The sequence below is a fragment of the Streptomyces sp. NPDC040718 genome, from assembly GCF_055593565.1.
The window spans coordinates 202649-222242 of sequence record NZ_JBVIXO010000012.1 but is presented as its reverse complement, the minus strand read 5'-3'; the positions used below and the strand labels follow the sequence as shown (position 1 = coordinate 222242).

Here is a 19594-nt window from a genome sequence, read left to right as displayed (position 1 = left end):
GGTACTGCAGGGGGGACCCTGTGGGAGAGTAGGACGCCGCCGAACAATCATTGTGGGAAAGCCCCGCACCTTCTGGTGCGGGGCTTTTCTGCGTTTACGGGACTTTATTCGTGAGCGGCCGAGCCGAAGCGGGCCACGTAGTGCCAGACACGCTTCAGGGCCTGTTCGTCGTAGCGGCCCGTGCGTGCGGCTTCGCCGAGGATGCGCGGAGTCAGGACGTCGTCCACGGCGATGGCGGAGCCGAGGTCCACGAAGTCCTGGCCGCGGTAGTCGGGGTGCCGGCGGAGTTCGGCGACCGTGAGGAGGAAGCCCGGGTGCCATTCCGTGGGGCAGGGGAGCTTCGCGGCGGCGGCCTCCACCTCCGTCCCGCGGTGGCTGGGGTCCAGTACGAGGGCCTCGACGTCGTGGGCCAGCCGTACCGGAGCGTGGACCTGGGCCTCGATGTAGTCGTCCAGGGCGTCCTGGTCGTCGGCCAGGGCCAGGGGGATCAGCGCCATGCGGTCGGCGACCCCGAAGTGCTCGGGCTCCAGGTAGCTGTCCGGATAGCAGAACGTGGTGCGGGACAGGGCTTCCGGGCGGAGACGGAAGTGCGCCGAGCCGAAGCGGGGGGCGGCGCCGGCCGGGTTGTTGCGGAAGTTGAGGGCGCCGTACACCGGGCGGTCCTCGGCGGGGGATTCGTCGTAGGCGCCGCCGAAGATCTGGCTCTCCCACTGCCAGCGGGCACCGCCCGGGCGGGCGGTCAGGCCGCCGTTGCTGGTGCCCGTGACGAACTGGGAGCGGTAGACGCCCTCCTCGGCCAGGGCCGTGAGGATCGGTCTGTCCTCGGTGATGCGGTCCGGGTGGAAGTTGAGCGTGACCGAGAGGGTCGGGTCCAGCGGGGGGCCCGAGGAAAGCGCGGAGACGTGGGCGAGAGCCCGGGCGTGCGGATGCATGGATGCAGTGTGCATCAAGCGGGTGGTTAGGATCCCGGATTATGGATCAGTACGTGGTGCGGGCCGTTCGGGCCGAAGAGTGGCAGCGGGTCAAAGCCTTGAGGCTGGACGCCCTGCGGGACCCGGCGGCGCCGGTGGCCTTCCTGGAAACGCTGGAGCAGGCCGAGGAACGGACGGACGGCTTCTGGCAGGACCGGGCCGCGGGAGCCTCGTCCGGGCGGGCCGCGCGGCAGTTCGTCGCCGAGGGGCCCGACGGGGCGTGGGACGGCTCCGTGAGCGTGCTCGTCGAGGAGCAGGGCAGCAGCGACTTCTTCGGCCTGCCCGTGGAGAAGACCCAGGCGCACGTGGTCGGCGTGTACGTACGGGCCGAGCGGCGGGGTGCCGGGCTGGCCGAGGCCCTGTTCACGGCCGCAGTGGAGTGGGCCCGGGGGCTGAGGGCACCGGCCCCGGCACGCGTACGGCTCTTCGTGCACGAGGAGAACCTGCGGGCGGCGGCCTTCTACCGCCGGTTCGGGTTCGAGGCGAGCGGGCACGTGGTGAAGCTGGAGTCGGGGGCCGAGGAACACGAGTACGTGATGGACACCCCGGCCTAGCCGTCGAGGACGCAGCGGCCGGGTACGCCGGTGGGAACGGCGTCTCAGCCGATCCCTTCCGAGGAGCGTGCGGCGTGCGCGTCCCGGGTCCCGGATGCAGGTTCATCCGGTGGCGTCGAGGGGCGTGTGCGGCCAGCGGGAGCGGGCTTGTTCGCGGCTGCGGCAGAGGGCCAGGAGGGGGAGGGCCTCGTCCTGGAGGAGGTCCGGGAGCTGGGGGACGGGGGCGACGGCCGCCACGTCCTCCAGGACCAGGGTGAGTGGTGGGTCGAGCCGGCCGTGGGATGACCGTGCGGCCATGCGGCGGCCGTGCTCGACCACGTCTGCGGCGAGCGCGGTGAGGAGGGGCATCGCACCCGGGCGGGTGCGGGGGTCCTCCAGGGGTTCACCCAGCACGTAGAGGGTGCCCCCTTCGGCGGCGAACGATGCCAGGGTGAGGGAATCCGTTCGGTTCGGGTTGCAGGCCTCGCGGATGTGGATCGAGGTCAGGCAGGACAGGGCACGGGCGGTCAGCTGCTGGGCCTGGTCGCGGCGTTCGGGGTGGGCGGTGAGGGCGCTTTCGAGTTCGCCGGCGGCGCCGGGGGCGGCCTGGGGGTGGGTGCGCAGGGTGCGGACGGGGTCCTGGGCGCCGTTGCCCTGGGCCCAGCGGGCCAGTTGCTTGAACGGGAGGCCGTCGAGGGCGGCGGCCTGGAGCCAGCTGCGCAGCAGGGTTTCGGCGGTGTCGGCGAGGGCGCTGTCCAGGCGGGCCTGGGGGCGTACGGGGGCCAGCAGGGCGATCGCCCGGGCGGCGGCGGTATCGCGGTCGGCGCAGCCGTCGGCGGGGTTCCAGTGCATCCGGGCCGGGGTGTCGCACAGGTGCGAGGGGTCGTAGAGGAGGACCGGCCCGAGTTTCGCCCGGGCGTCCTTGGTCTCCGCCCACAGCGCGGGGGACGACGTGACCACCAGGGCGGCGCCCTCCGCGGCGGCGAGGGCCCGGGCGGCGAGGCGGTGGCGTTCGGCCGGGTCGCCGTAGGCGAGGCGGGGGGCCGGGGTGGGGGCCGCGGACCTCGCGGGGGCGTAGCCGAAGCCGTAGCGGTAGGCGTCCTTGGCGGGGGCGGGGGTGTCGCCGAGCGAGGTGTAGCGGGCCGGGCTCGGCCTGCGGGGCGGGGTGCCGGCGGCCGGTGCGTGTGCGGGTGCGTGTGCCGGTCCGGGGGCGGGGGCGGAGAACGGGGCGTGCACCGCTTCCGCCGACGGGGCGTGTGCCGGTGGGGCGGTGTGGGCTTCCGTGCGGGCCGGTCCGGGGAGCCGGTCCGGGGTGCGGGGCTCGACCGGCGTGCCGGTGGTGTCCGGGGTCCGGGGCCGGTCCGCGGGGGCCGTCCCGTCCGGGGTGCGGGGTCGGGCCTTGGCCGGGGCGGGGTCCGCCGGGTCGGCGTCGGCCGTCGGCCGGTGGCCGGCTCGGGTGCGGCGGGCCTTGGTGCGGGCGACGACGCCCAGGGTGAAGATCGTGAGGACCAGCAGTACGAGGAGCTGGCTGATGAACAGGCCCCAGAAGAGGCCCCACCCGGAGAGGGCGGCCGGGTCGGTGTCGGGCCAGGCCCCCGCGAGGTCGTGGGGTTGCGTTATCAGGGCGCGGACCGCGCCCGGGGTGCGGGTGAAGGTGACGGTGGCCGGCCAGGCTCCCTTGGTGAAGAGGGCCGCGAGGCCCGTGGCCGACCAGACCAGGACGGCGAGGCCGAGGAGGAAGGCCAGGAGGCCGACGAGTACCCCGTCGGGGACGCCGCCGGCTCGCGCGGGGGGCTCCGTACGTCTCGCGTCGGGCATGGTCAGGCCACCGTGGTCGCTGATCCGGGGCCGGAGCCCCGCTGGCGTTCGATGTACAGGGCTCGTTCCTCCGCTTCGAGTTCGGCGGCCAGCAGGTCGTCGGGGAGCTGCTGGGGGGTGGAGGACTCGGTCATCGCGCGGTCGGTGTAGACGAGGGGGCGTTCGGTTTCGGTGATCAGGTGTTTGACGACCTGGACGTTGCCGTTGACGTCCCAGACGGCGATGCCGGGGGTGAGGGTCGGGATGATTTCGACGGCCCAGCGCGGGAGGCCGAGTACGCGGCCGGTGGCGCGGGCCTCGTCGGCCTTCTGGGCGTAGATGGTGCGGGTGGAGGCCATTTTGAGGATGGCGGCGGCCTCTCGTGCGGCGGCGCCGTCGACGACGTCGGAGAGGTGGTGGACGACGGCGACGAAGGACAGGCCGAGGCGGCGGCCGAACTTCAGGAGGCGCTGGAAGAGCTGGGCGACGAAGGGGCTGTTGATGATGTGCCAGGCCTCCTCGACGAGGAAGATGCGCTTCTTGCGGTCGGGGCGGATCCAGGTGTGTTCCAGCCACACGCCGACGATCGCCATGAGGATGGGCATGGCGATGGAGTTGCGGTCGATGTGGGAGAGGTCGAAGACGATCAGCGGGGCGTCGAGGTCGATGCCGACGGTGGTGGGGCCGTCGAACATGCCGCGCAGGTCGCCGTCGACGAGGCGGTCGAGGACGAGGGCCACGTCGAGGCCCCATGCCCGGACGTCGTCTATGTCGACGTTCATGGCCTGGGCCGATTCGGCTTCGGGGTGGCGGAGCTGTTCGACGATGTCGGTGAGGACGGGCTGGCGGTCCTGGATGGTCTCGACGGCGTAGGCGTGGGCGACCTTGAGGGCGAAGCCGGAGCGTTCGTCGAGTCCGTGGCCCATGGCGACTTCGATGATGGTGCGGAGCAGCGCGAGCTGTCCGGTCGTGGTGATCGCCGGGTCGAGGGGGTTGAGGCGGATCCCGTCGTCGTTGGCGGCGATGGGATCCAGGCGGATGGGGGTTATCCCCAGCTGCTGGGCGATGAGGTTCCACTCGCCGACGCCGTCCTCGCCCTGGGCGTCGAGGACGACGACCTGGCGGTCGCGGAAGCGGAGCTGGCGCAGGACGTACGTCTTCTCCAGGGCGGACTTGCCGTTGCCGGATTCGCCGAGGACCAGCCAGTGGGGGGCCGGGAGCTGCTGGCCGTAGAGCTGGAAGGGGTCGTAGATGTAGCCCTTGCCGCTGTAGACCTCGCGGCCGATGATCACGCCGGAGTCGCCGAGGCCGGGGGCGGCGGTGGGCAGGTAGACGGCCTGGGCCTGGCCGGTGGAGGTGCGTACGGGCAGCCGGGTGGTCTCGACCTTGCCGAAGAGGAAGCTGGTGAAGGCGTCCGTCAGCGCGGACATGGGATCTCGCATGGCGACTGTTCCCTCCAGCTAGCGTCGGATGCCGGTGGCGAACGGCAAGGTGTTGACGAAGGCGCGGTGGTGCTCGCGGTCGCACCATTCGAGCTTCAGGTAGGACTTGCCGGCGGAGGCGCGGATGGTGCGCTTGTCGCGGGCGAGGGCTTCGGGTGAACGCGAGGACACCGTGATGTACCCGACGATGTTGACTCCGGCAGCGCCGCTGGCGAGATCTTCACCCCTCTGGTCGAGGCGGCCGTGGGCGGCGATGTCGCGGGGGTCGACGGTGCGGTTCATCTTGGCGGCGCGGGAGGCGTCGGCCTCGTCGTTGGTCTTCTCGGTGAGCATGCGCTCGATGGCGATCTCGGTGGGTTCGAGGTCCATGGTGACGGCGACGGTGCGGATGACGTCCGGGGTGTGGACGAGGAGGGGGGCGAGGAAGTTCACGCCGACCGGGGTCATCGGCCATTCCTTCACCCAGGCGGTGGCGTGGCACCAGGGGGCTCGGGTGGAGGATTCGCGGGTCTTGGCCTGGAGGTAGGTGGGCTCCACGGCGTCGAGCTCTGCGGGCCAGGCGTTGCGCTTGGTCATGGCCTGGATGTGGTCGATGGGGTGGTCCGGATCGTACATGGAGTGCACGAGGGAGGACAGACGTCCCTGGCCGAGGGGCTGGCGGACGCGGATGTCGGCTTCGGCGAGGCGGGCGCAGATGTCGGTGAGCTCGCGGGCCATGACGATGGCGAGGCCTGCGTCGCGGTCGAGTTTGCGGCCCTTGGTGCTGCCGGCGCGGGCGATGGTGTTGGCCTCGGCGGCGAGCTCGCGGGTGTAGTGCATGCAGGCGACGAGGTAGGCGCGGTGCTGCTCCGAGGAGGTGGAGACCATCGACTGGAGCTGGTCGTAGGAGTCGCGGAGCCAGACGGGGGCGGTCGCGTCGCCGCGCTGGGCGACGTCCTTGGCGTGGGCGTCGGGGTCGGCGGGGAGGGTGCGGGCGAGCATCTGGAGGCGGGTGACGAAGCCGTCGCCGTTGGCGACGTGCTTGAGGAGGGTGCCGAAGCGGTCGACGAGGGCTTCCTGGTCCTCGCTGTCGCGCAGGCCGACGCCGGGGCCTTCGATCTCGATGGCGGCCGTGACGGTTCTGCGGTCGGCGTGGAGGAGGACGGCGATCTCGTCGGGGCCGAAGGGGGCGGCGAGCCAGTTGATGCGGCCGATGCCGGGGGGCGGGCCGACCTCGACCTCGCGGCCGTCGGCGGCGCGGGTGCCGGCTTCGACGGCGCCCGAGCGGTACGTCGTACCGCGTCGCAGGGTGCGCTTGTAGCTGCGGCTGATCTCGAACCACCGGTAGAAGGTGCGGCCCTTGTAGGGGAGGTACACGGCGGCGAGGGCGAGCAGCGGGAAGCCGACGAGGGCCACGATGCGCAGGGTGAGGTCGGGGACGAGCAGTCCGCTCATCATGCCGAAGAAGGCGCCGGTGATGATCAGTGCGATTTCGCCGGTTTCGCGGTTCTTGCCGACGATCGCGTTCGGCCGGGCCCGGCCGATGAGATACGTGCGGCGGGGCGCGACCGGGTGGAGCTGGTGGGACTGGGTCGTCAACGCCCGTCACCTCCTGTGTTCCTCGTACTCGAGCCAGTGCGGGGCGGGGGTGCGGCGGAGGGGACATTTCCGCCGCCGGACCCGCTGCCGGAGCGGCGGCTGCTGTGGGCGGCCATGCCTCCGGAGATCTGGTTGGCGTCGCCGCCGCCGGAGCCGCCGCCGGCGCGGTGGGCGCCGCCGCGGCTGCTGTGGGTCTTGATGCCCTGGGAGACGAGGGAGGCCGGGGAGCTGATGACGGCTGCGGCCTGGGCGCCGTCGGTGGCCTTGGAGCGGTTGTTGCGGGCGGAGGCGATCTCGTCGCCGAAGCCGGGGACGAAGCGGTAGATCATCGCGGAGGCGAAGATCGCCAGGAGGATGATGGCGAGGCCGGAGACGACGGCGGAGAAGGCGTTGGGGCCCTTGTCGCCGGCGAGGGCTCCGGCGAGTCCGAGGACGATCACGATGACCGGCTTGACGAGGATGACGGCGATCATGATGCCGGCCCAGCGGCGGACGTGGCCCCACATGTTGCGGTCGACGAGTCCGGCGTAGACGACGGTGCCGAGGAGGGCGCCGACGTAGAGCAGGGCGGCGCGGATGACGAGCTCCAGCCAGAGGACTCCGGCGGCGAGGACGGTGACGAGGGCGACGACGATCAGCATGATGGGGCCGCCGCCGATGTCGTCGCCCTTCTTGAGGGCTTCGGAGAAGGAGCCGAAGAAGACGTCGGTCTGGCTGCCGGTGGCGGAGGCGATGACCTCGGTGATGCCGTCGGTGGCGGAGACGACGGTGTAGAGGATCAGCGGGGTGAAGGCGGAGGCGAGGACGGTCAGCCAGAGGAAGCCGATGGCCTCGGAGAGGGCGGTGGTGAGGGGGACGCCGCGGATGGCGCGCTTGGCGACGGCGAGCAGCCACAGGACGAGGGTCAGGACGGTGGAGGCGGCGAAGACGACGGCGTATTGCTGGAGGAAGGCGGGGTTGGTGAAGTCGACGTTGGCGGTGGACTTCACGGCTTCGCTGAGCTTGCCGACGATCCAGGCGGCGGCGTCGGCGCAGCCCCTGGCCAGGGAGGCGAGGGGGTTGATGGCGTCACCCGCGCCGTCACTGGGGGCCAGCCCCGATCCTGTTCCCCTGCCGGTTCCCTTGTCCGCTTCGCAGTACTGCTTGGCGGGACCGTCCAGCAGGGCGCAGGGGTCGTTGCTCGCTTGGGGGCTGGGCGTACCCGAGGGGGCCGGGGTGCCCGTGGGGCTCCCGGAGGAAGGGGGGGTGGGGGTGGGGGTCGGGGCGGCGTAGGCGCGTGTGGCCAGGGAGACGAGGGCGACGTGCACGGAAGCGATCACGCCCAGCCTGCGCGGGAAGCTAGCGGGCATAGGTGAACCCTCCGAACTCCTTGATGGCCTTGCTCATGTCGTCAGACGTCGAGACGGGGACATCGCCGGGGACCGGGGCCGGTCCGTCCTGCTGTGTGTCATTGACGACCCTCCAGTCGTCGGCCACCCAGCTCAGTTCGAAGGTCCAGGTCTTCCAGGTGGTGCGGACGGGGTCCGTGGACTTCTCGCCGGACATGCCGATCACGCCCGTGTACCAGACCGCGATCTTCGCGGTGGTGGGGCTGTAGCTCTCGACGCGGGTGCCGATCGGGATGGTGCGGGTTACGAAGGTGTTGCCCTGGGGTGGTGTGCCGTTCGCGTCCAGTCCGAGCCTGGCGAGGAAGGCAGGGCTGTAGGCCGCGTCCTGAGGTGCTTTCAGGGCTGCGGCTGCCTGGGGTGCGTAGATTCCGTCCACGAGGGCGTGCCGGGCGTTCTTGTTGAACATCGCGTCCGAGCCCAGGGCCACCGCGTAGTTGGCGGCTGCCGATTGGGCGCCCTGTTCGTCGTGGGCGAAGCCCTTGGGGATGCCGGCTGTCTTGGTGGTGACCGGGGCGGTGCCCGTGGGGGCCGTTGAGGTGGTGTCCGGGGCCTTGTCCGCGGTGGTGGTGTCCGGGGTGTCGCCCGAGCGGTTCGCGAAGGCGATGGCGGCGATGAGCAGGACGACCACCCCGACCACCGTGATCAGGCCGCGGGAGGCGCGGGGGGTGCGGCGGGGGCCGCCGTACGGGTCGGAGGGCGGGTCCGGGAGCCGGGTGCGGGTCTGGCCGGTGCCGCCGACCTCGGCGTGGCCGCTGCCGCCGCCGTACTGGTCGTCGTTGCTCATTGCGTGTCCGCCCCCTCCGCGTCGTACGACGGTAGCGCTCGTTCCCGCTCAGGCGCGGTGTGGTGATTCCTCATCAGGGTGCGGCCGGGTGCTGCGGTCCGGCCCGGCTAGACGGCCATCCCGTAGACGATCGTGAAGAGGGTGCCGAGGGAGCCGATGATGAAGACTCCGGTGAGGCCGGCCACGATCAGGCCCTTGCCCTGTTCCGCGCTGAAGGTGTCGCGCAGGGCGGTCGCGCCGATGCGCTGCTTGGCGGCGCCCCAGATGGCGATGCCGAGGCAGAGGAGGATCGCGACGGCCATGACCACCTCGATCATGACCTTCGCTTCGTTGCCGAGACTGCCGAACGGCCCCCAGTTCGGGGCGATTCCGCCGATGATGGTGGTGATGTCGCCCTTTTCGGCTGCCAGGATCATGTAACTCACCGCCCCGTATGGGTAGTTCCGGTAGCCCGTGCCCGACGGCAGGGGTCACGCACTATCTTCGCTGATGAAACCGGCGCCGTCGTCGACTTGGCCGGTCTCTTTACCCGTTCTCTCGGCCCGCGCCCCGTATGCGCACCCTGAGCAGGTCACTCTGTGTATCACGGGGGGTGACCCCGGGCAATGATTGTCGGCCCGGCGTGCGCGGGGCCGTGTGAGGGGCGGCCGTTCGGGCTAATAGGGGGAGGTCGCGGCAGCGGGGGAGCGTACGGAGGCGTGAGGGGCGCATGGGTGCCGGGCGGGCGCCGGGGCGTTGGATCGTCCTGGCCGTAAGGGGAGTTACGCAGCCCAGTGCGCGGGGCGGGTGAGGTGCGGGGGGATGCGGGTGTCGGGGGTGCCCCGGGCGGCGTTGACCTGGGCCTGGGTGAGGAAGAGGGTGTCGCGCAGGTCGGCTCCGCGCAGGTCGGCGTCGCGGAGGTCCGCGCCGATCAGGTCGGCTCCGCGCAGGTCGGCGCGGCTGAGGTCGGCGGCGATCAGGTAGGCGCCGCGCAGGTTGGCTCCGCGCAGGTCGGCGCCGGAGAGGCGGGCGCCCATCAGGTCGGCTCCGCGGTGGTTCTTCTTGCGGCCGGGGGCCTTGGCGCGGACCAGCTCGCTCGTTTCGAGGAGGAGGGCGTTGATCTCCTGGCGCAGGGCCGGGACGTCGAGGGCGGCGAGGGTGGCGGCGTCGGCGCGGGTCAGGGCCTCGGTCTTGGCGAGGGCGGTGCGCAGGGCCGGGTGGACGGGGGCGGCCGCGGGGCGGGTGAGCGCCTCGGCGGTGTAGAAGAGCAGCTCGTGCAGCTGCCGCATGACCGGGAAGGCCTCGAACATCGCCGCGCGGGTCTCGGGGTGGGTGCGCCAGTCGCGGCCCTCGAAGGTGACCTGGGAGATCTGCTGGCCCGCGCCGAAGCAGTCGAAGACGGTGCAGCCCTGGAAGCCCTTGTCGCGGAGCCGGGTGTGGATGCCGCAGCGGAAGTCCTGCTGGAGGTTCTTGCAGGGGGTGCCGGCGGCCTTGTTCACGGCGAAGTCGGTGGACTTGGCGAAGGGCAGCGCGACGCAGCACAGGGCGAAGCAGTTCGAGCAGTCGGCCTGGAGGAGGGGCAGCGGGGTGGTGGACACCCCTCCATTGTCACCGGAAGCTCTTGATCCGCGGGGAGGGGGCGGGGAGCATCCGTGCATGACAGAAGTGATCGCAGTTGCCGTCATCACCCTGCTCGCCGTGATCAGTCCCGGCGCGGACTTCGCGATGGTGGTCAGGAACAGTTATTTGTACGGGCGGCCCACGGGCCTGTTCGCGGCGGCGGGGGTCGCGGCCGGGGTGCTGGTGCACGTGTCGTACACGATGCTCGGGGTGGGTCTGCTGATCGCCTCGTCGACCGCCCTGTTCACGGCGATCAAGCTGGCGGGCGCGGCGTACCTGGTGTGGATCGGGATCCGTACCTTCCGGGCGCGGGCGGAGCTGACCGTGGACCTGGAGTCGGGGCCGGGGCTGACGCGGCTGGGGGCGCTGCGGTCGGGGTTCCTGACCAACGTGCTGAATCCGAAGACGACGCTGTTCGTGGTGTCGACGTTCACGCAGGTGGTCAATCCGGGTACGTCCGGGTGGCAGCAGGCGGGGTACGGGCTGTTCATGTCGGCGGCGCACCTGGTGTGGTTCGGGGCGGTGGCGCTGTTCTTCTCGAACTCGCGGCTGCGGGAGCGGATGCTGAAGGCGCAGAAGGCGCTGAACCGGGCGATCGGGTCGGTGCTGGTGGGGCTGGGGGTGGGGCTGGGCTTCGCGCGCTGAGCGGGCCGAAAGGCCTGGCGCACCGGGTTACCTGTGGGTAACGTGCGGCGGCATGGATGCTGAAGACGGGTTCTACGAGCGGCTCGGCGAGGGCCGCTTCCTGGCCACCGAGGCGACGCGCGGGCCGTGGGACCCGGGCTCCCAGCACGCCGGCCCGCCGGCCGCCCTGCTCGGGCGGGCCGTCGAGGAGCGGCCGGGGGCGCGGGCCGACATGCGGATCGCCCGCATCACGTACGAGATCCTGCGCCCGGTGCCGATCGGGGAGCTGGAGGTGACCACCTCGGTGCTGCGGTCCGGGCGCGGCACCGAGGTGGTCGAGGCGGCCCTCGCCCCGGCGGGCGGGGCGCCGGTGATGCTGGCGCGGGCGCTGCGGATCCGGGTGGCCGCGGAGCCGGTGCCGGCGGTGGTCCCGGGGGTGCTGCTGCCGCCGCCCGGCGAGGTGGGGGTCACGCCGTTCTTCCCCGTGCCGTGGGAGACGGGCTACCACTCCTCGATGGAGACCCGGTTCACGGAGGGCGCCTTCGTCGAGCCGGGGCCGGGGACCTGCTGGATGCGGATGCGGGTGCCGCTCGTGGCGGGGGAGGAGGTCCGGCCGCTGGACCGGGTGCTGGTGGCGGCCGATTCGGGGAACGGGATCAGCGCGGTGATGGACTTCGGCCGGTTCGTCTTCGTCAACGGCGACCTCACCGTCCACCTGCACCGCCACCCGGTCGGCGAGTGGGTGTGCGTGGAGGCCCGTACGAGCGTGGACGCGGCCGGGATCGGCCTCGCGGACTCCCGCCTGCACGACGAGAAGGGGCCGATCGGGCGGGGCGCGCAGAGCCTTTTCGTGGCCGAACGCTGAGCCCAACCCCCTTTTCGGCTGGGGAAGTCGGTGTGACACCCTCGTCCGAATGGAGGCCCTGAGAGAGACCGACCCCGCCCACATCGGGGCACAGACCCTGCTGGCCCGACTGGGGGCCGGGGGCATGGGGCAGGTGTACCTCGGGCGGTCGCCGGGCGGCCGCCTGGTGGCCATCAAGGTGATCAGGGAAGAGATCACCGGCCATCCGGAGGCCCTGGCGCGGTTCCGCCGGGAGGCCGAGACGGTCCGCGCGGTCCGCTCCGCTTACACCGCGAACCTGATCGACGCCTCGCTGGCCGCCCCGCCGTACTGGCTGGCCACCGAGTACGTGGCCGGGCCGACGCTCAGTCACGCGGTGGGCGGGTTCGGCGCCTTGCCGGCCGCTTCCTGCCGCAGGCTGTTCGCCGCGCTGGCGGAGGGCCTGGCGAGCGTGCACGCGTACGGGGTCACCCACCGGGACCTCAAGCCGCAGAACGTCATCCTCGGGGCGCAGGGCCCGCAGCTCATCGACTTCGGCATCGCCAAGGGCGTGGCCGAGACGGCCCTGACGCAGGCCGGCACCGCCCCGGGCACCCCCGGCTACACGGCGCCCGAGGTGCTGCTGCGCGGCGAGGTGGCGAACGCGGCGGACGTCTTCGCGCTGGGCGCCACGATCGCGTACGCGGCCACGGGCCGGGCCCCGTACGGCACGGGGGAGCCGACGGCGGTGAACTTCCGCGCGGTGCACGGCGAGATCGACGTCGAGGGCGTGGAGCCGGAACTCGCCGCCCTGATCAGGGCCTGCGTGGCGACCGACCCGGCCGCCCGGCCCGCACTCGCCGAGGTCATCCGCCGCTGCGCGGTGGACGCGGCGCTGGTCGACGACCCGGTGTACGCGGCGCTCACGGCGGCCGGCGGCGGGGCGGCGCAGGTGCCGGGGCTGCCGTCGACCATCGGCCCGGGGCTCGCCGCGGTCCAAGCCGGCTACGTGCCGACGTACGCACCGGCGGCGGGGGCGGCACCGGCGGCGGCTCCGGCCGGCACGGGGGCGCGCACCGCCCCGCGCTGGGCGCTGGCGGCCGTCGCGGGGCTGGTGGCGGGAGGCCTGGTCACGGGCGGGTACCTGCTGGTCAAGGGCGGTGACAAGGCTGCCGGCGAGCGTCAGGCGGCCGCTCCGCCGAGCGGGAACGGGAGCCCCTCCCAGGCGGCGCCGTCCGCGCCGGGGCAGCAGGCGCCGAGCACGCCCGCGTCCGCGCAGGGCGGCGGGGCGGGCGCGGTGCCCGACCACATCGAGCCGAACAAGGTGTCGCGGGACCTGTGGAGCAGCAGTACGGGCGCCTGCAACCTGCCCAATGAGGAGCGGGCGGAGTTCCTGCTCGCGTCCGCCGTCGACGCCGACGACCCGAACGCGAAGACGGTGACGGGCAAGGTGAAGATCAAGGTGTTCCTGAAGGGGCACAACACGGAGAAGGGCGCCTACGCCGTCTCCGTCGGGGTGAAGCCCCCGCACGAGATCGACGAGAGGACCCAGCGGCCCTACGAGGCCGTCCTCGACTACAACCACAGCATCGGCTACACCAGCAAGCCCGTCGATCTCAAGGACCCGGCCACCGGAGGCTCGGTGGAGCTCACCTACCCGGACGACTTCGTCACCGAGCTCGTGGACAACGAGGGGACGCGCAAGAAGTTCCCCGGAATCCCGACCGCCAACGACCCCGGGGACTGGACCGTGCTCATCTACCGGGTCCGTGGGGTCAAGGAGTACAGCAGTGTCTACTGCACCGGCTTTCCGGTGAAATAGTGCCCGGACAGACTGGCGAATGCACTGTCAGGCGACGTGGCATGAGGCAGTGTTGACGGGTGCGCAAGTTCTGGGTGGCAAGCGGGATCGGGATCGGCGTGTGCCTGACCTTCGTCGCGCTGCTGGTCGTCGGCACCTATTCGGCGGCGGCGGGCATCGCGGGCGGCGCCAGAGGGGGCGCGGTCGGGCTGGTGAAGGGTGCGGTGCCGGCGGTGTACCAGCCGCTGGTGGAGAGGTGGGGAAACCTTTGCCCCGCCCTCAATCCCGCGCTGCTCGCGGCGCAGTTGTACACCGAGAGCAACTGGAAGCCCGACGCGCTCAGCCATGCCGACGCGCGGGGCATCGCCCAGTTCATCCCGGAGACGTGGGCCACGTACGGGGTGGACGGCGACGGTGACGGCGACCGGGACATCTGGGACCCCAAGGACGCCATCCCCTCGGCGGCCTCGTACGACTGCCAGCTCGCCAAGGACGTGGCACAGGTACCGGGCGACCGGTCCGACAACATGCTCGCCGCCTACAACGCCGGCCCCTACCGCGTCATCAAGGCGGGGGGCGTGCCGCCGATCAGCGAGACCCAGGGCTACGTGAAGGCCATCCGGTCCCTGGAGAAGAGCTTCGCGCGGCCCGTCGGCCGGGTCGCTCCCGCGCAGCAGGCCGCCGGGGCCGTGTACTTCGCGCAGAAGCAGCTCGGCACGCCGTACCTGTGGGGCGGCAACGGGACGCCGGACCAGGACGGGCGGTTCGACTGTTCCGGGTTGACCAAGGCGGCGTACGAGAGCGTGGGCATCGAGCTGCCGCGCGTGGCGAACGACCAGTACAACGCCGGGTCGCACCCCTCGCGCGAGGAGCTGCTCCCCGGTGATCTGGTCTTCTTCTCCGACGATCTGACGAACTCTCGGGAGATCCGGCACGTCGGGCTGTACGTGGGTGGCGGTTACATGATCAACGCTCCGTTCACCGGTGCGGTCATCCGTTTTGACAAGATCGATACGCCCGACTACTTCGGAGCGACCCGGGTGACCAAGGATGGGGCCGAAGCCCTTCCGGAGCGGTCGGGGTCAACTCCCAAGCCCTAGCCACTCTCCGTGAAGCGCAGGCCCTGAGCTGCGGCGATGAGTCTCTCTTGGATAACGTTGGAGTGATCATTCGGTGGAGAGTGGAACGTCCCAGGCAGAACGGGCGTTCCATGAGCACGGGGGGTCGATCGGCTGGGGGGCTGAAGGGGGCGCACACCGTCGTGCGCCCGCAGGGGACCTAGGCAGGCAAGGGGCCGTGGCGCATGGCTGGACTCACGACCGGTGGGCCGAATGTGGATGTCAGCCTGCTGTACGGGATCAACGCCCTCTCCCGGCACGCCCCGGGCTGGTTCGACCGGGCGGTGGCCTTCGCCGGATCGTACGGACTGCCGCTGGCCATGGTCCTGCTCGTGCTGTGGTGCTGGCGCGGGGCCAGGCGCCAGGACGAGGCGATCGCCGCCGAGTCGTTCGCCGCGCTGGTCTGGGCCCCCCTCGCCGCCGGCGTCGCCCTCCTCGTGAACGTGCCGCTGCGTGAATTCGTGGCCCGGCCCCGTCCGTTCCTCCAGCACGACGGCCTCGAAGTGCTCGGGGGCGCGGGCGCGCCCGGCTCCGGGTTCTCCTTCGTCAGCGACCACGCCACCCTCGGGATGGCCCTCGGCGTCGGGGTGTTCCTCGTCAACCGCCGGCTCGGGGTCGTCGGGATCGGCCTGGCGCTCGCCGAGGGCCTGTGCCGGGTGTACCTCGGCGTCCACTACCCGACCGATGTCATCGGGGGGTTCGCGCTCGGCACCGCCGTCGTCCTGCTCCTCGCCCCGCTCGCCATGGCGGCGCTCGCCCCGGTGGTCGGGGCCGTCGCCCGGTCGCCCCGCTTCGGCGTGCTCGTGCGGGCCCGGGACCGCGTCGTCGCCCGCCCCGTCGAGCTGGCGCAGCGGCCGGCCGAGAGCGACCTCGCCGCGTAGCCCGAGCCGCTACGGGTTCCAGAGCGCGAGCAGGAGCGCCACCGCCAGGCACAGCCCCGCCGCGCCGAAGCACAGCCGCACCGCCGTCGGGCGGGAGCGCGGGGTCACGGGTCGCCGCCCTCGCGGCCCCCGCCCGGATGCTCCGTCTCCGTACCGTCGCGGCGGTAGCGGAAACGCAGCCACAGCCCGGTCGCCACGGCTGCCGCCGTGGTGACCCCGATGGCCAGCGCCACGTCGGCCGGCCCGTCCGCCGAGCCCACCGGGCGGGCCCAGGCCACCGCGGCCGGGGTGAGCACGAGCAGCAGGGCCCACAGGAGGGCGGCGAGGGAGCGTGCGGAACCTGGCATGGAACCAGCGCACCCGCTCCCGGGGCCCCCGGCCAGCCGGGGCGTCCGAACGGAGGAGGAGCGGCGGGCTATCCCGCGGAGTGTCTGCCGGCGTCCCTGCGGGCCAGGTCGCGGGAGCGGCGGGCCGGACCCGTCCAGCCACAGCTGCACACGGCCAGGCAGAAGGAGCCGCGTTCCGCGGTGCTGGTGGAGTGGCCGACGGGCGGCTGGGCCGGTTCCGCGTGGTCTCGCGGCAGGGGCACAGCGGTAAACGGAGCGACCGGAGTCGCCTTGGTGTGCGGTTCCACCCCTCCACGGTACCCGGTCCGGGCGCGTCCGGTACGGCCCCCGGAACTCGGCGGCCCGTTACGGGAAACCCCGGACCTCGTTAACCGGAGCGGGTGGGGGCCTCGGGCAAACAGCTGTCACGCGTTGGGGGTTGGCAGGCGATGGTGGTGCACCAGCACAGGCGACGGAGAAGTCGTGCGGGTGAGGCGGTGCTCGCGGTCTGTGCGGCGGTGGCCGTCGCCGCGCTCAGCGCGTGCGGAGCGGCGAGCGGCACGGGCACCGACGGCGGCAGCGGACCGGGCGGCGGGAGCGCGAAGGGCTCCGGCGACGACCGGCCGCCGGGCGACCCGGCCGCCGCGGTCCGCGGCGCCGCCGACGCGCTGACCGCCGCCGGGAGCGCGCAGACCCGTACGGCGATGGAGATGGCGACCGGCGGCACCCGGGTCACCATCCGCGGCGAGGGCGGGGTCGACTTCCGCAAGCGGATGGGCCAGCTGCTGGTCATGCTCCCCGCCGACGTCAAGGGACAGCCCGAGCACCGGCCCATCACCGAGCTGCTCGTCCCCGGCGCGCTCTACATGAAGAACCGGGGCGCCGGCGTCCCCGACGACAAGTGGGTCCGGCTGGACACCACCACCCTCTCCGACGGGAACCTCGTGACCGGCGGCGCCACCGATCCGGTGGCCGCGGCCGAGCTGCTGCGCGGCGCGCAGGAGGTGTCGTACGTCGGCGAGACCGACCTGGCCGGCACCAAGGTGCGGCACTACCGCGGTACGACGGACATCGCGCGCGCCGCGCAGAGCGCCTCGCCGGGGATCAAGGGAGCCCTGGAGGCGGCGGCGAAAGGGTTCAGCAAGGACAGCGTGCCGTTCGACGCCTACCTCGACGAGGAGGGACGGCTGCGCAAGGTCCGGCACCGTTTCACCTACGTCAAGAATGGCGTGATCGATGTCTCCTCGACCACGCTGCTCTACGGGTTCGGGACTCCGGTGACCGTCGTATTGCCCGCAAGCGGGGACATTTACGCCGGGAAGATCGCCGAATAGCCGGCCGGGCGGGGTGAACCGGTGCCTCCGGGCCATGGCCCCGCTATCCGGAAATGGTCCATCCGTGTCATGCGCCGCGCGGGGCCCGCTCCCTACGCTGGGATGTCGAGCGCCGACGGGCGAGGACTGCAGAGAGAGGTGACACGCGTGACTCCCGCAGGCGGCATGACGGTGCAGGACCACGTGGCGCTCGCCGAGATCGAGCTGTGCGGTGAGCTGATCATCGCGGCCTCGGCGGCGGCCGAGGACCGGCTGAGTCAGGACCGGATCGACGAAGTGCTGATGGGCGTCTGCCCGTAGTCTCCGTGGTCCCCGTAGCGCCCGTCGCCCCCGGGGACTCCGTGGCCTCCGGCGGCTCCGCCCCCGGACCTCGTCCGGGGGTGCCGACGGCGGGCCGGTCGTCAGCTGCGCAGCAGGCGGGCGATGGCCTTCGTGGCCTCTTCCACCTTCGCGTCGATCTCGGTGCCGCCCTTGACCGCGGCGTCCGCGACGCAGTGGCGCAGGTGCTCCTCCAGCAGCTGGAGGGCGAAGGACTGGAGGGCCTTCGTACTGGCCGACACCTGCGTGAGTATGTCGATGCAGTACACGTCCTCGTCGACGAGGCGCTGGAGGCCGCGGATCTGGCCCTCGATCCGGCGCAGCCGCTTGAGGTGCTCGTCCTTCTGGTGGTGGTAGCCGTGGACGGCTCCGGAGCCCTCCGCCTCGATGGTGGTCATCGGTCCTCCCGTGGTCCGGAAAGAGGGGTTATACCCCTCATGGGTATAGGGTACTTCGCCCAGGCCTGGGGGACAGGGGTCCGTAACGCCCACTCTGCCTGATGGAGGACACTGGGGAACCGCCGGTTAGCCGTGGCCGGGGGATGCGCCTAGCATCAGCCTGACCGAATCCAATGCACCCCGAGGACCTCACGTGCGATTTCGTCTGACCCCCAGGGAGACGAGCTTCTACGACATGTTCGCCGCATCCGCGGACAACATCGTCACGGGCTCCAAGCTCCTGATGGAACTGCTCGGAGCGGATCCCTCCGCCCGGGCCGAGATCGCGGAGCGGATGCGGGCGGCGGAGCACGCGGGCGACGACGCCACTCACGCGATCTTCCACCAGCTGAACTCGTCCTTCATCACGCCGTTCGACCGCGAGGACATCTACAGCCTCGCCTCGTCGCTCGACGACATCATGGACTTCATGGAGGAAGCGGTCGACCTGGTCGTCCTCTACAACGTGGAGGAGCTGCCCAAGGGCGTCGAGCAGCAGATCGAGGTGCTGGCGCGGGCGGCCGAGCTGACCGCCGAGGCCATGCCGCACCTGCGGACGATGGAGAACCTCACCGAGTACTGGATCGAGGTCAACCGTCTGGAGAACCAGGCCGACCAGATCCACCGCAAGCTGCTGGCCCAGCTCTTCAACGGCAAGTACGACGCCATCGAGGTGCTGAAGCTCAAGCAGATCGTCGACGTCCTCGAAGAGGCCGCCGACGCGTTCGAGCACGTCGCGAACACGGTGGAGACCATCGCCGTCAAGGAGTCCTGAACCTCGTGGACACCTTTGCGCTGGTCGTGACCATTGGTGTCGCGCTCGGCTTCACGTATACGAACGGCTTCCACGACTCCGCGAACGCCATCGCGACCTCCGTCTCGACGCGGGCCCTGACCCCGCGCGCGGCGCTGGCGATGGCCGCGGTGATGAACCTGGCCGGTGCCTTCCTCGGCAGCGGGGTGGCCAAGACGGTCAGCAAGGGGCTGATCGAGACCCCGCACGGCAACAAGGGCATGTGGATCCTGTTCGCGGCCCTGGTCGGCGCGATCGTGTGGAACCTGATCACCTGGTACTTCGGCCTTCCCTCGTCCTCCTCGCACGCCCTCTTCGGCGGCATGGTGGGCGCGGCGCTGGCCGGGGGGACCGAGGTGATCTGGTCGGGCGTGGTCGAGAAGGTCGTCATCCCGATGTTCGTCTCGCCGGTCGTCGGCCTCGTGGCCGGTTACCTCGTGATGGTCGTCATCCTGTGGATGTTCCGCCGGGCCAACCCGCACAAGGCCAAGCGCGGCTTCCGTATCGCGCAGACGGTCTCGGCGGCCGGCATGGCGCTCGGCCACGGTCTCCAGGACGCCCAGAAGACGATGGGCATCGTGGTGATGGCCCTGGTCATCGCCGACGTGCAGGGTGCCGACGAGGCCATCCCGATCTGGGTCAAGATCGCCTGTGCCGTGATGCTGTCGCTGGGTACGTACGCCGGCGGCTGGCGCATCATGCGCACGCTCGGCCGCAAGATCATCGAGCTGGACCCGCCGCAGGGCTTCGCGGCGGAGACCACCGGTGCCTCGATCATGTTCGGGTCCGCGTTCCTCTTCCACGCGCCGATCTCCACCACCCACGTGATCACTTCCGCGATCATGGGTGTGGGTGCCACCAAGCGGGTGAACGCGGTCCGCTGGGGCGTCGCCAAGAACATCATCCTCGGCTGGTTCATCACCATGCCGGCGGCGGCGCTGGTGGCCGCGTTGAGCTTCTGGGTCGTGAACCTGGCGTTCGTCTAGACGCCGGGACGCGGTACGAAAGCGGGCCGGCTCCCCCCACCCAGGGGGAGCCGGCCCTTTT

20 protein-coding genes are annotated in these 19594 nt (G+C 71.7%); 10 read left to right on the top strand and 10 right to left on the bottom strand.

All coding sequences use genetic code 11. The annotated features are described in order from the left end of the window. Window positions 1–104: 104 nt before the first annotated feature. Window positions 105–932 carry a DUF3626 domain-containing protein gene (locus ACZ597_RS27280; RefSeq protein WP_471335172.1) on the bottom strand — a complete coding sequence of 276 codons (828 nt, stop codon included), beginning with the start codon at window positions 930–932 and terminating at the stop codon, window positions 105–107. A gap of 41 nt (window positions 933–973) precedes the next feature. On the opposite strand from ACZ597_RS27280, the gene ACZ597_RS27275 reads away from it, so the two are divergent. Beyond that, window positions 974–1525: a GNAT family N-acetyltransferase gene (locus ACZ597_RS27275; RefSeq protein WP_471335169.1), complete on the top strand. Its 552-nt coding sequence runs from the start codon at window positions 974–976 to the stop codon at window positions 1523–1525. Window positions 1526–1627: 102 nt separating this feature from the next. Here the strand turns inward: ACZ597_RS27275 and ACZ597_RS27270 are convergent, their stop codons facing one another. The 7 genes from ACZ597_RS27270 to ACZ597_RS27240 form a co-directional block, all read right to left on the bottom strand. Further along, the gene (locus ACZ597_RS27270; protein ID WP_471335166.1) at window positions 1628–3322 is read right to left on the bottom strand and encodes a type VI secretion protein; all 1695 of its coding nucleotides are present in this window, start codon (window positions 3320–3322) and stop codon (window positions 1628–1630) included. 2 nt (window positions 3323–3324) lie between these two features. After that, complete coding sequence (locus tag ACZ597_RS27265; protein WP_471335163.1) at window positions 3325–4743, bottom strand: ATP-binding protein; 1419 nt, start codon at window positions 4741–4743, stop codon at window positions 3325–3327. 18 nt (window positions 4744–4761) lie between these two features. Continuing rightward, a complete protein-coding gene (locus ACZ597_RS27260) occupies window positions 4762–6321 on the bottom strand; it encodes an SCO6880 family protein (RefSeq protein WP_471335160.1) in 1560 nt (519 codons plus the stop codon). Further along, the gene (locus ACZ597_RS27255; protein WP_471335156.1) at window positions 6318–7670 is read right to left on the bottom strand and encodes a hypothetical protein; all 1353 of its coding nucleotides are present in this window, start codon (window positions 7668–7670) and stop codon (window positions 6318–6320) included. Before ACZ597_RS27255 ends, ACZ597_RS27260 begins: the two co-directional genes overlap by 4 nt. Further along, window positions 7660–8493, bottom strand: a complete 834-nt coding sequence (locus ACZ597_RS27250; RefSeq protein WP_471335153.1) for a DUF8175 domain-containg protein — start codon at window positions 8491–8493, stop codon at window positions 7660–7662. The genes ACZ597_RS27255 and ACZ597_RS27250 overlap by 11 nt, the downstream gene beginning before the upstream one ends. A gap of 107 nt (window positions 8494–8600) precedes the next feature. Beyond that, a complete protein-coding gene (locus ACZ597_RS27245; protein WP_008742356.1) occupies window positions 8601–8909 on the bottom strand; it encodes a hypothetical protein in 309 nt (102 codons plus the stop codon). Window positions 8910–9254: 345 nt separating this feature from the next. Continuing rightward, window positions 9255–10070, bottom strand: coding sequence for a pentapeptide repeat-containing protein (locus ACZ597_RS27240; protein ID WP_471335151.1), 816 nt, complete (start codon window positions 10068–10070; stop codon window positions 9255–9257). A gap of 58 nt (window positions 10071–10128) precedes the next feature. Between ACZ597_RS27240 and ACZ597_RS27235 the strand changes: the two genes are divergently transcribed. The 5 genes from ACZ597_RS27235 to ACZ597_RS27215 all read left to right on the top strand — a co-directional run bounded on the left by ACZ597_RS27235 (window position 10129) and on the right by ACZ597_RS27215 (window position 15339). Beyond that, the gene (locus ACZ597_RS27235; RefSeq protein WP_471335148.1) at window positions 10129–10737 is read left to right on the top strand and encodes a LysE family translocator; all 609 of its coding nucleotides are present in this window, start codon (window positions 10129–10131) and stop codon (window positions 10735–10737) included. A gap of 52 nt (window positions 10738–10789) precedes the next feature. Beyond that, window positions 10790–11581: a thioesterase family protein gene (locus ACZ597_RS27230; protein ID WP_471335146.1), complete on the top strand. Its 792-nt coding sequence runs from the start codon at window positions 10790–10792 to the stop codon at window positions 11579–11581. Window positions 11582–11630: 49 nt separating this feature from the next. Next, window positions 11631–13361, top strand: a complete 1731-nt coding sequence (locus tag ACZ597_RS27225; protein WP_471335143.1) for a serine/threonine-protein kinase — start codon at window positions 11631–11633, stop codon at window positions 13359–13361. Window positions 13362–13420: 59 nt separating this feature from the next. Further along, window positions 13421–14440, top strand: coding sequence for a C40 family peptidase (locus ACZ597_RS27220; protein ID WP_471335140.1), 1020 nt, complete (start codon window positions 13421–13423; stop codon window positions 14438–14440). 203 nt (window positions 14441–14643) lie between these two features. Beyond that, window positions 14644–15339 carry a phosphatase PAP2 family protein gene (locus tag ACZ597_RS27215; protein WP_471335137.1) on the top strand — a complete coding sequence of 232 codons (696 nt, stop codon included), beginning with the start codon at window positions 14644–14646 and terminating at the stop codon, window positions 15337–15339. Window positions 15340–15443: 104 nt separating this feature from the next. Here ACZ597_RS27215 and ACZ597_RS27210 read toward each other — a convergent pair whose 3' ends face one another. Then, window positions 15444–15686, bottom strand: a complete 243-nt coding sequence (locus ACZ597_RS27210; protein WP_471335134.1) for a hypothetical protein — start codon at window positions 15684–15686, stop codon at window positions 15444–15446. A gap of 428 nt (window positions 15687–16114) precedes the next feature. On the opposite strand from ACZ597_RS27210, the gene ACZ597_RS27205 reads away from it, so the two are divergent. Both ACZ597_RS27205 and ACZ597_RS27200 read left to right on the top strand, forming a co-directional pair. Next, on the top strand, window positions 16115–16999 hold the full coding sequence (locus ACZ597_RS27205) for an SCO4651 family lipoprotein (RefSeq protein ID WP_471335131.1): 885 nt from the start codon (window positions 16115–16117) through the stop codon (window positions 16997–16999). 147 nt (window positions 17000–17146) lie between these two features. Then, the gene (locus ACZ597_RS27200; RefSeq protein ID WP_471335208.1) at window positions 17147–17299 is read left to right on the top strand and encodes a hypothetical protein; all 153 of its coding nucleotides are present in this window, start codon (window positions 17147–17149) and stop codon (window positions 17297–17299) included. 101 nt (window positions 17300–17400) lie between these two features. Here the strand turns inward: ACZ597_RS27200 and ACZ597_RS27195 are convergent, their stop codons facing one another. Next, complete coding sequence (locus ACZ597_RS27195; RefSeq protein WP_042801353.1) at window positions 17401–17715, bottom strand: metal-sensitive transcriptional regulator; 315 nt, start codon at window positions 17713–17715, stop codon at window positions 17401–17403. Between the two features lie 193 nt (window positions 17716–17908). On the opposite strand from ACZ597_RS27195, the gene ACZ597_RS27190 reads away from it, so the two are divergent. Next, a complete protein-coding gene (locus tag ACZ597_RS27190) occupies window positions 17909–18529 on the top strand; it encodes a DUF47 domain-containing protein (RefSeq protein ID WP_007265452.1) in 621 nt (206 codons plus the stop codon). A gap of 5 nt (window positions 18530–18534) precedes the next feature. Beyond that, entirely contained in the window at window positions 18535–19533 is a 999-nt protein-coding gene (locus ACZ597_RS27185) for an inorganic phosphate transporter (RefSeq protein ID WP_471335128.1), read from the top strand. The last annotated feature ends 61 nt before the right edge of the window (window positions 19534–19594 follow it).

What these genes read in the sequence shown, in the direction of transcription:
- ACZ597_RS27280 (WP_471335172.1), bottom strand. Translation starts at nt 932, where the DNA reads ATGCATCCGCACGCCCGGGCTCTCGCCCACGTCTCCGCGCTTTCCTCG.
- ACZ597_RS27275 (WP_471335169.1), top strand. Translation starts at nt 974, where the DNA reads ATGGATCAGTACGTGGTGCGGGCCGTTCGGGCCGAAGAGTGGCAGCGG.
- ACZ597_RS27270 (WP_471335166.1), bottom strand. Translation starts at nt 3,322, where the DNA reads ATGCCCGACGCGAGACGTACGGAGCCCCCCGCGCGAGCCGGCGGCGTC.
- ACZ597_RS27265 (WP_471335163.1), bottom strand. Translation starts at nt 4,743, where the DNA reads ATGCGAGATCCCATGTCCGCGCTGACGGACGCCTTCACCAGCTTCCTC.
- ACZ597_RS27255 (WP_471335156.1), bottom strand. Translation starts at nt 7,670, where the DNA reads ATGCCCGCTAGCTTCCCGCGCAGGCTGGGCGTGATCGCTTCCGTGCAC.
- ACZ597_RS27250 (WP_471335153.1), bottom strand. Translation starts at nt 8,493, where the DNA reads ATGAGCAACGACGACCAGTACGGCGGCGGCAGCGGCCACGCCGAGGTC.
- ACZ597_RS27245 (WP_008742356.1), bottom strand. Translation starts at nt 8,909, where the DNA reads ATGATCCTGGCAGCCGAAAAGGGCGACATCACCACCATCATCGGCGGA.
- ACZ597_RS27235 (WP_471335148.1), top strand. Translation starts at nt 10,129, where the DNA reads ATGACAGAAGTGATCGCAGTTGCCGTCATCACCCTGCTCGCCGTGATC.
- ACZ597_RS27230 (WP_471335146.1), top strand. Translation starts at nt 10,790, where the DNA reads ATGGATGCTGAAGACGGGTTCTACGAGCGGCTCGGCGAGGGCCGCTTC.
- ACZ597_RS27225 (WP_471335143.1), top strand. Translation starts at nt 11,631, where the DNA reads ATGGAGGCCCTGAGAGAGACCGACCCCGCCCACATCGGGGCACAGACC.
- ACZ597_RS27215 (WP_471335137.1), top strand. Translation starts at nt 14,644, where the DNA reads ATGGCTGGACTCACGACCGGTGGGCCGAATGTGGATGTCAGCCTGCTG.
- ACZ597_RS27210 (WP_471335134.1), bottom strand. Translation starts at nt 15,686, where the DNA reads ATGCCAGGTTCCGCACGCTCCCTCGCCGCCCTCCTGTGGGCCCTGCTG.
- ACZ597_RS27205 (WP_471335131.1), top strand. Translation starts at nt 16,115, where the DNA reads ATGGTGGTGCACCAGCACAGGCGACGGAGAAGTCGTGCGGGTGAGGCG.
- ACZ597_RS27195 (WP_042801353.1), bottom strand. Translation starts at nt 17,715, where the DNA reads ATGACCACCATCGAGGCGGAGGGCTCCGGAGCCGTCCACGGCTACCAC.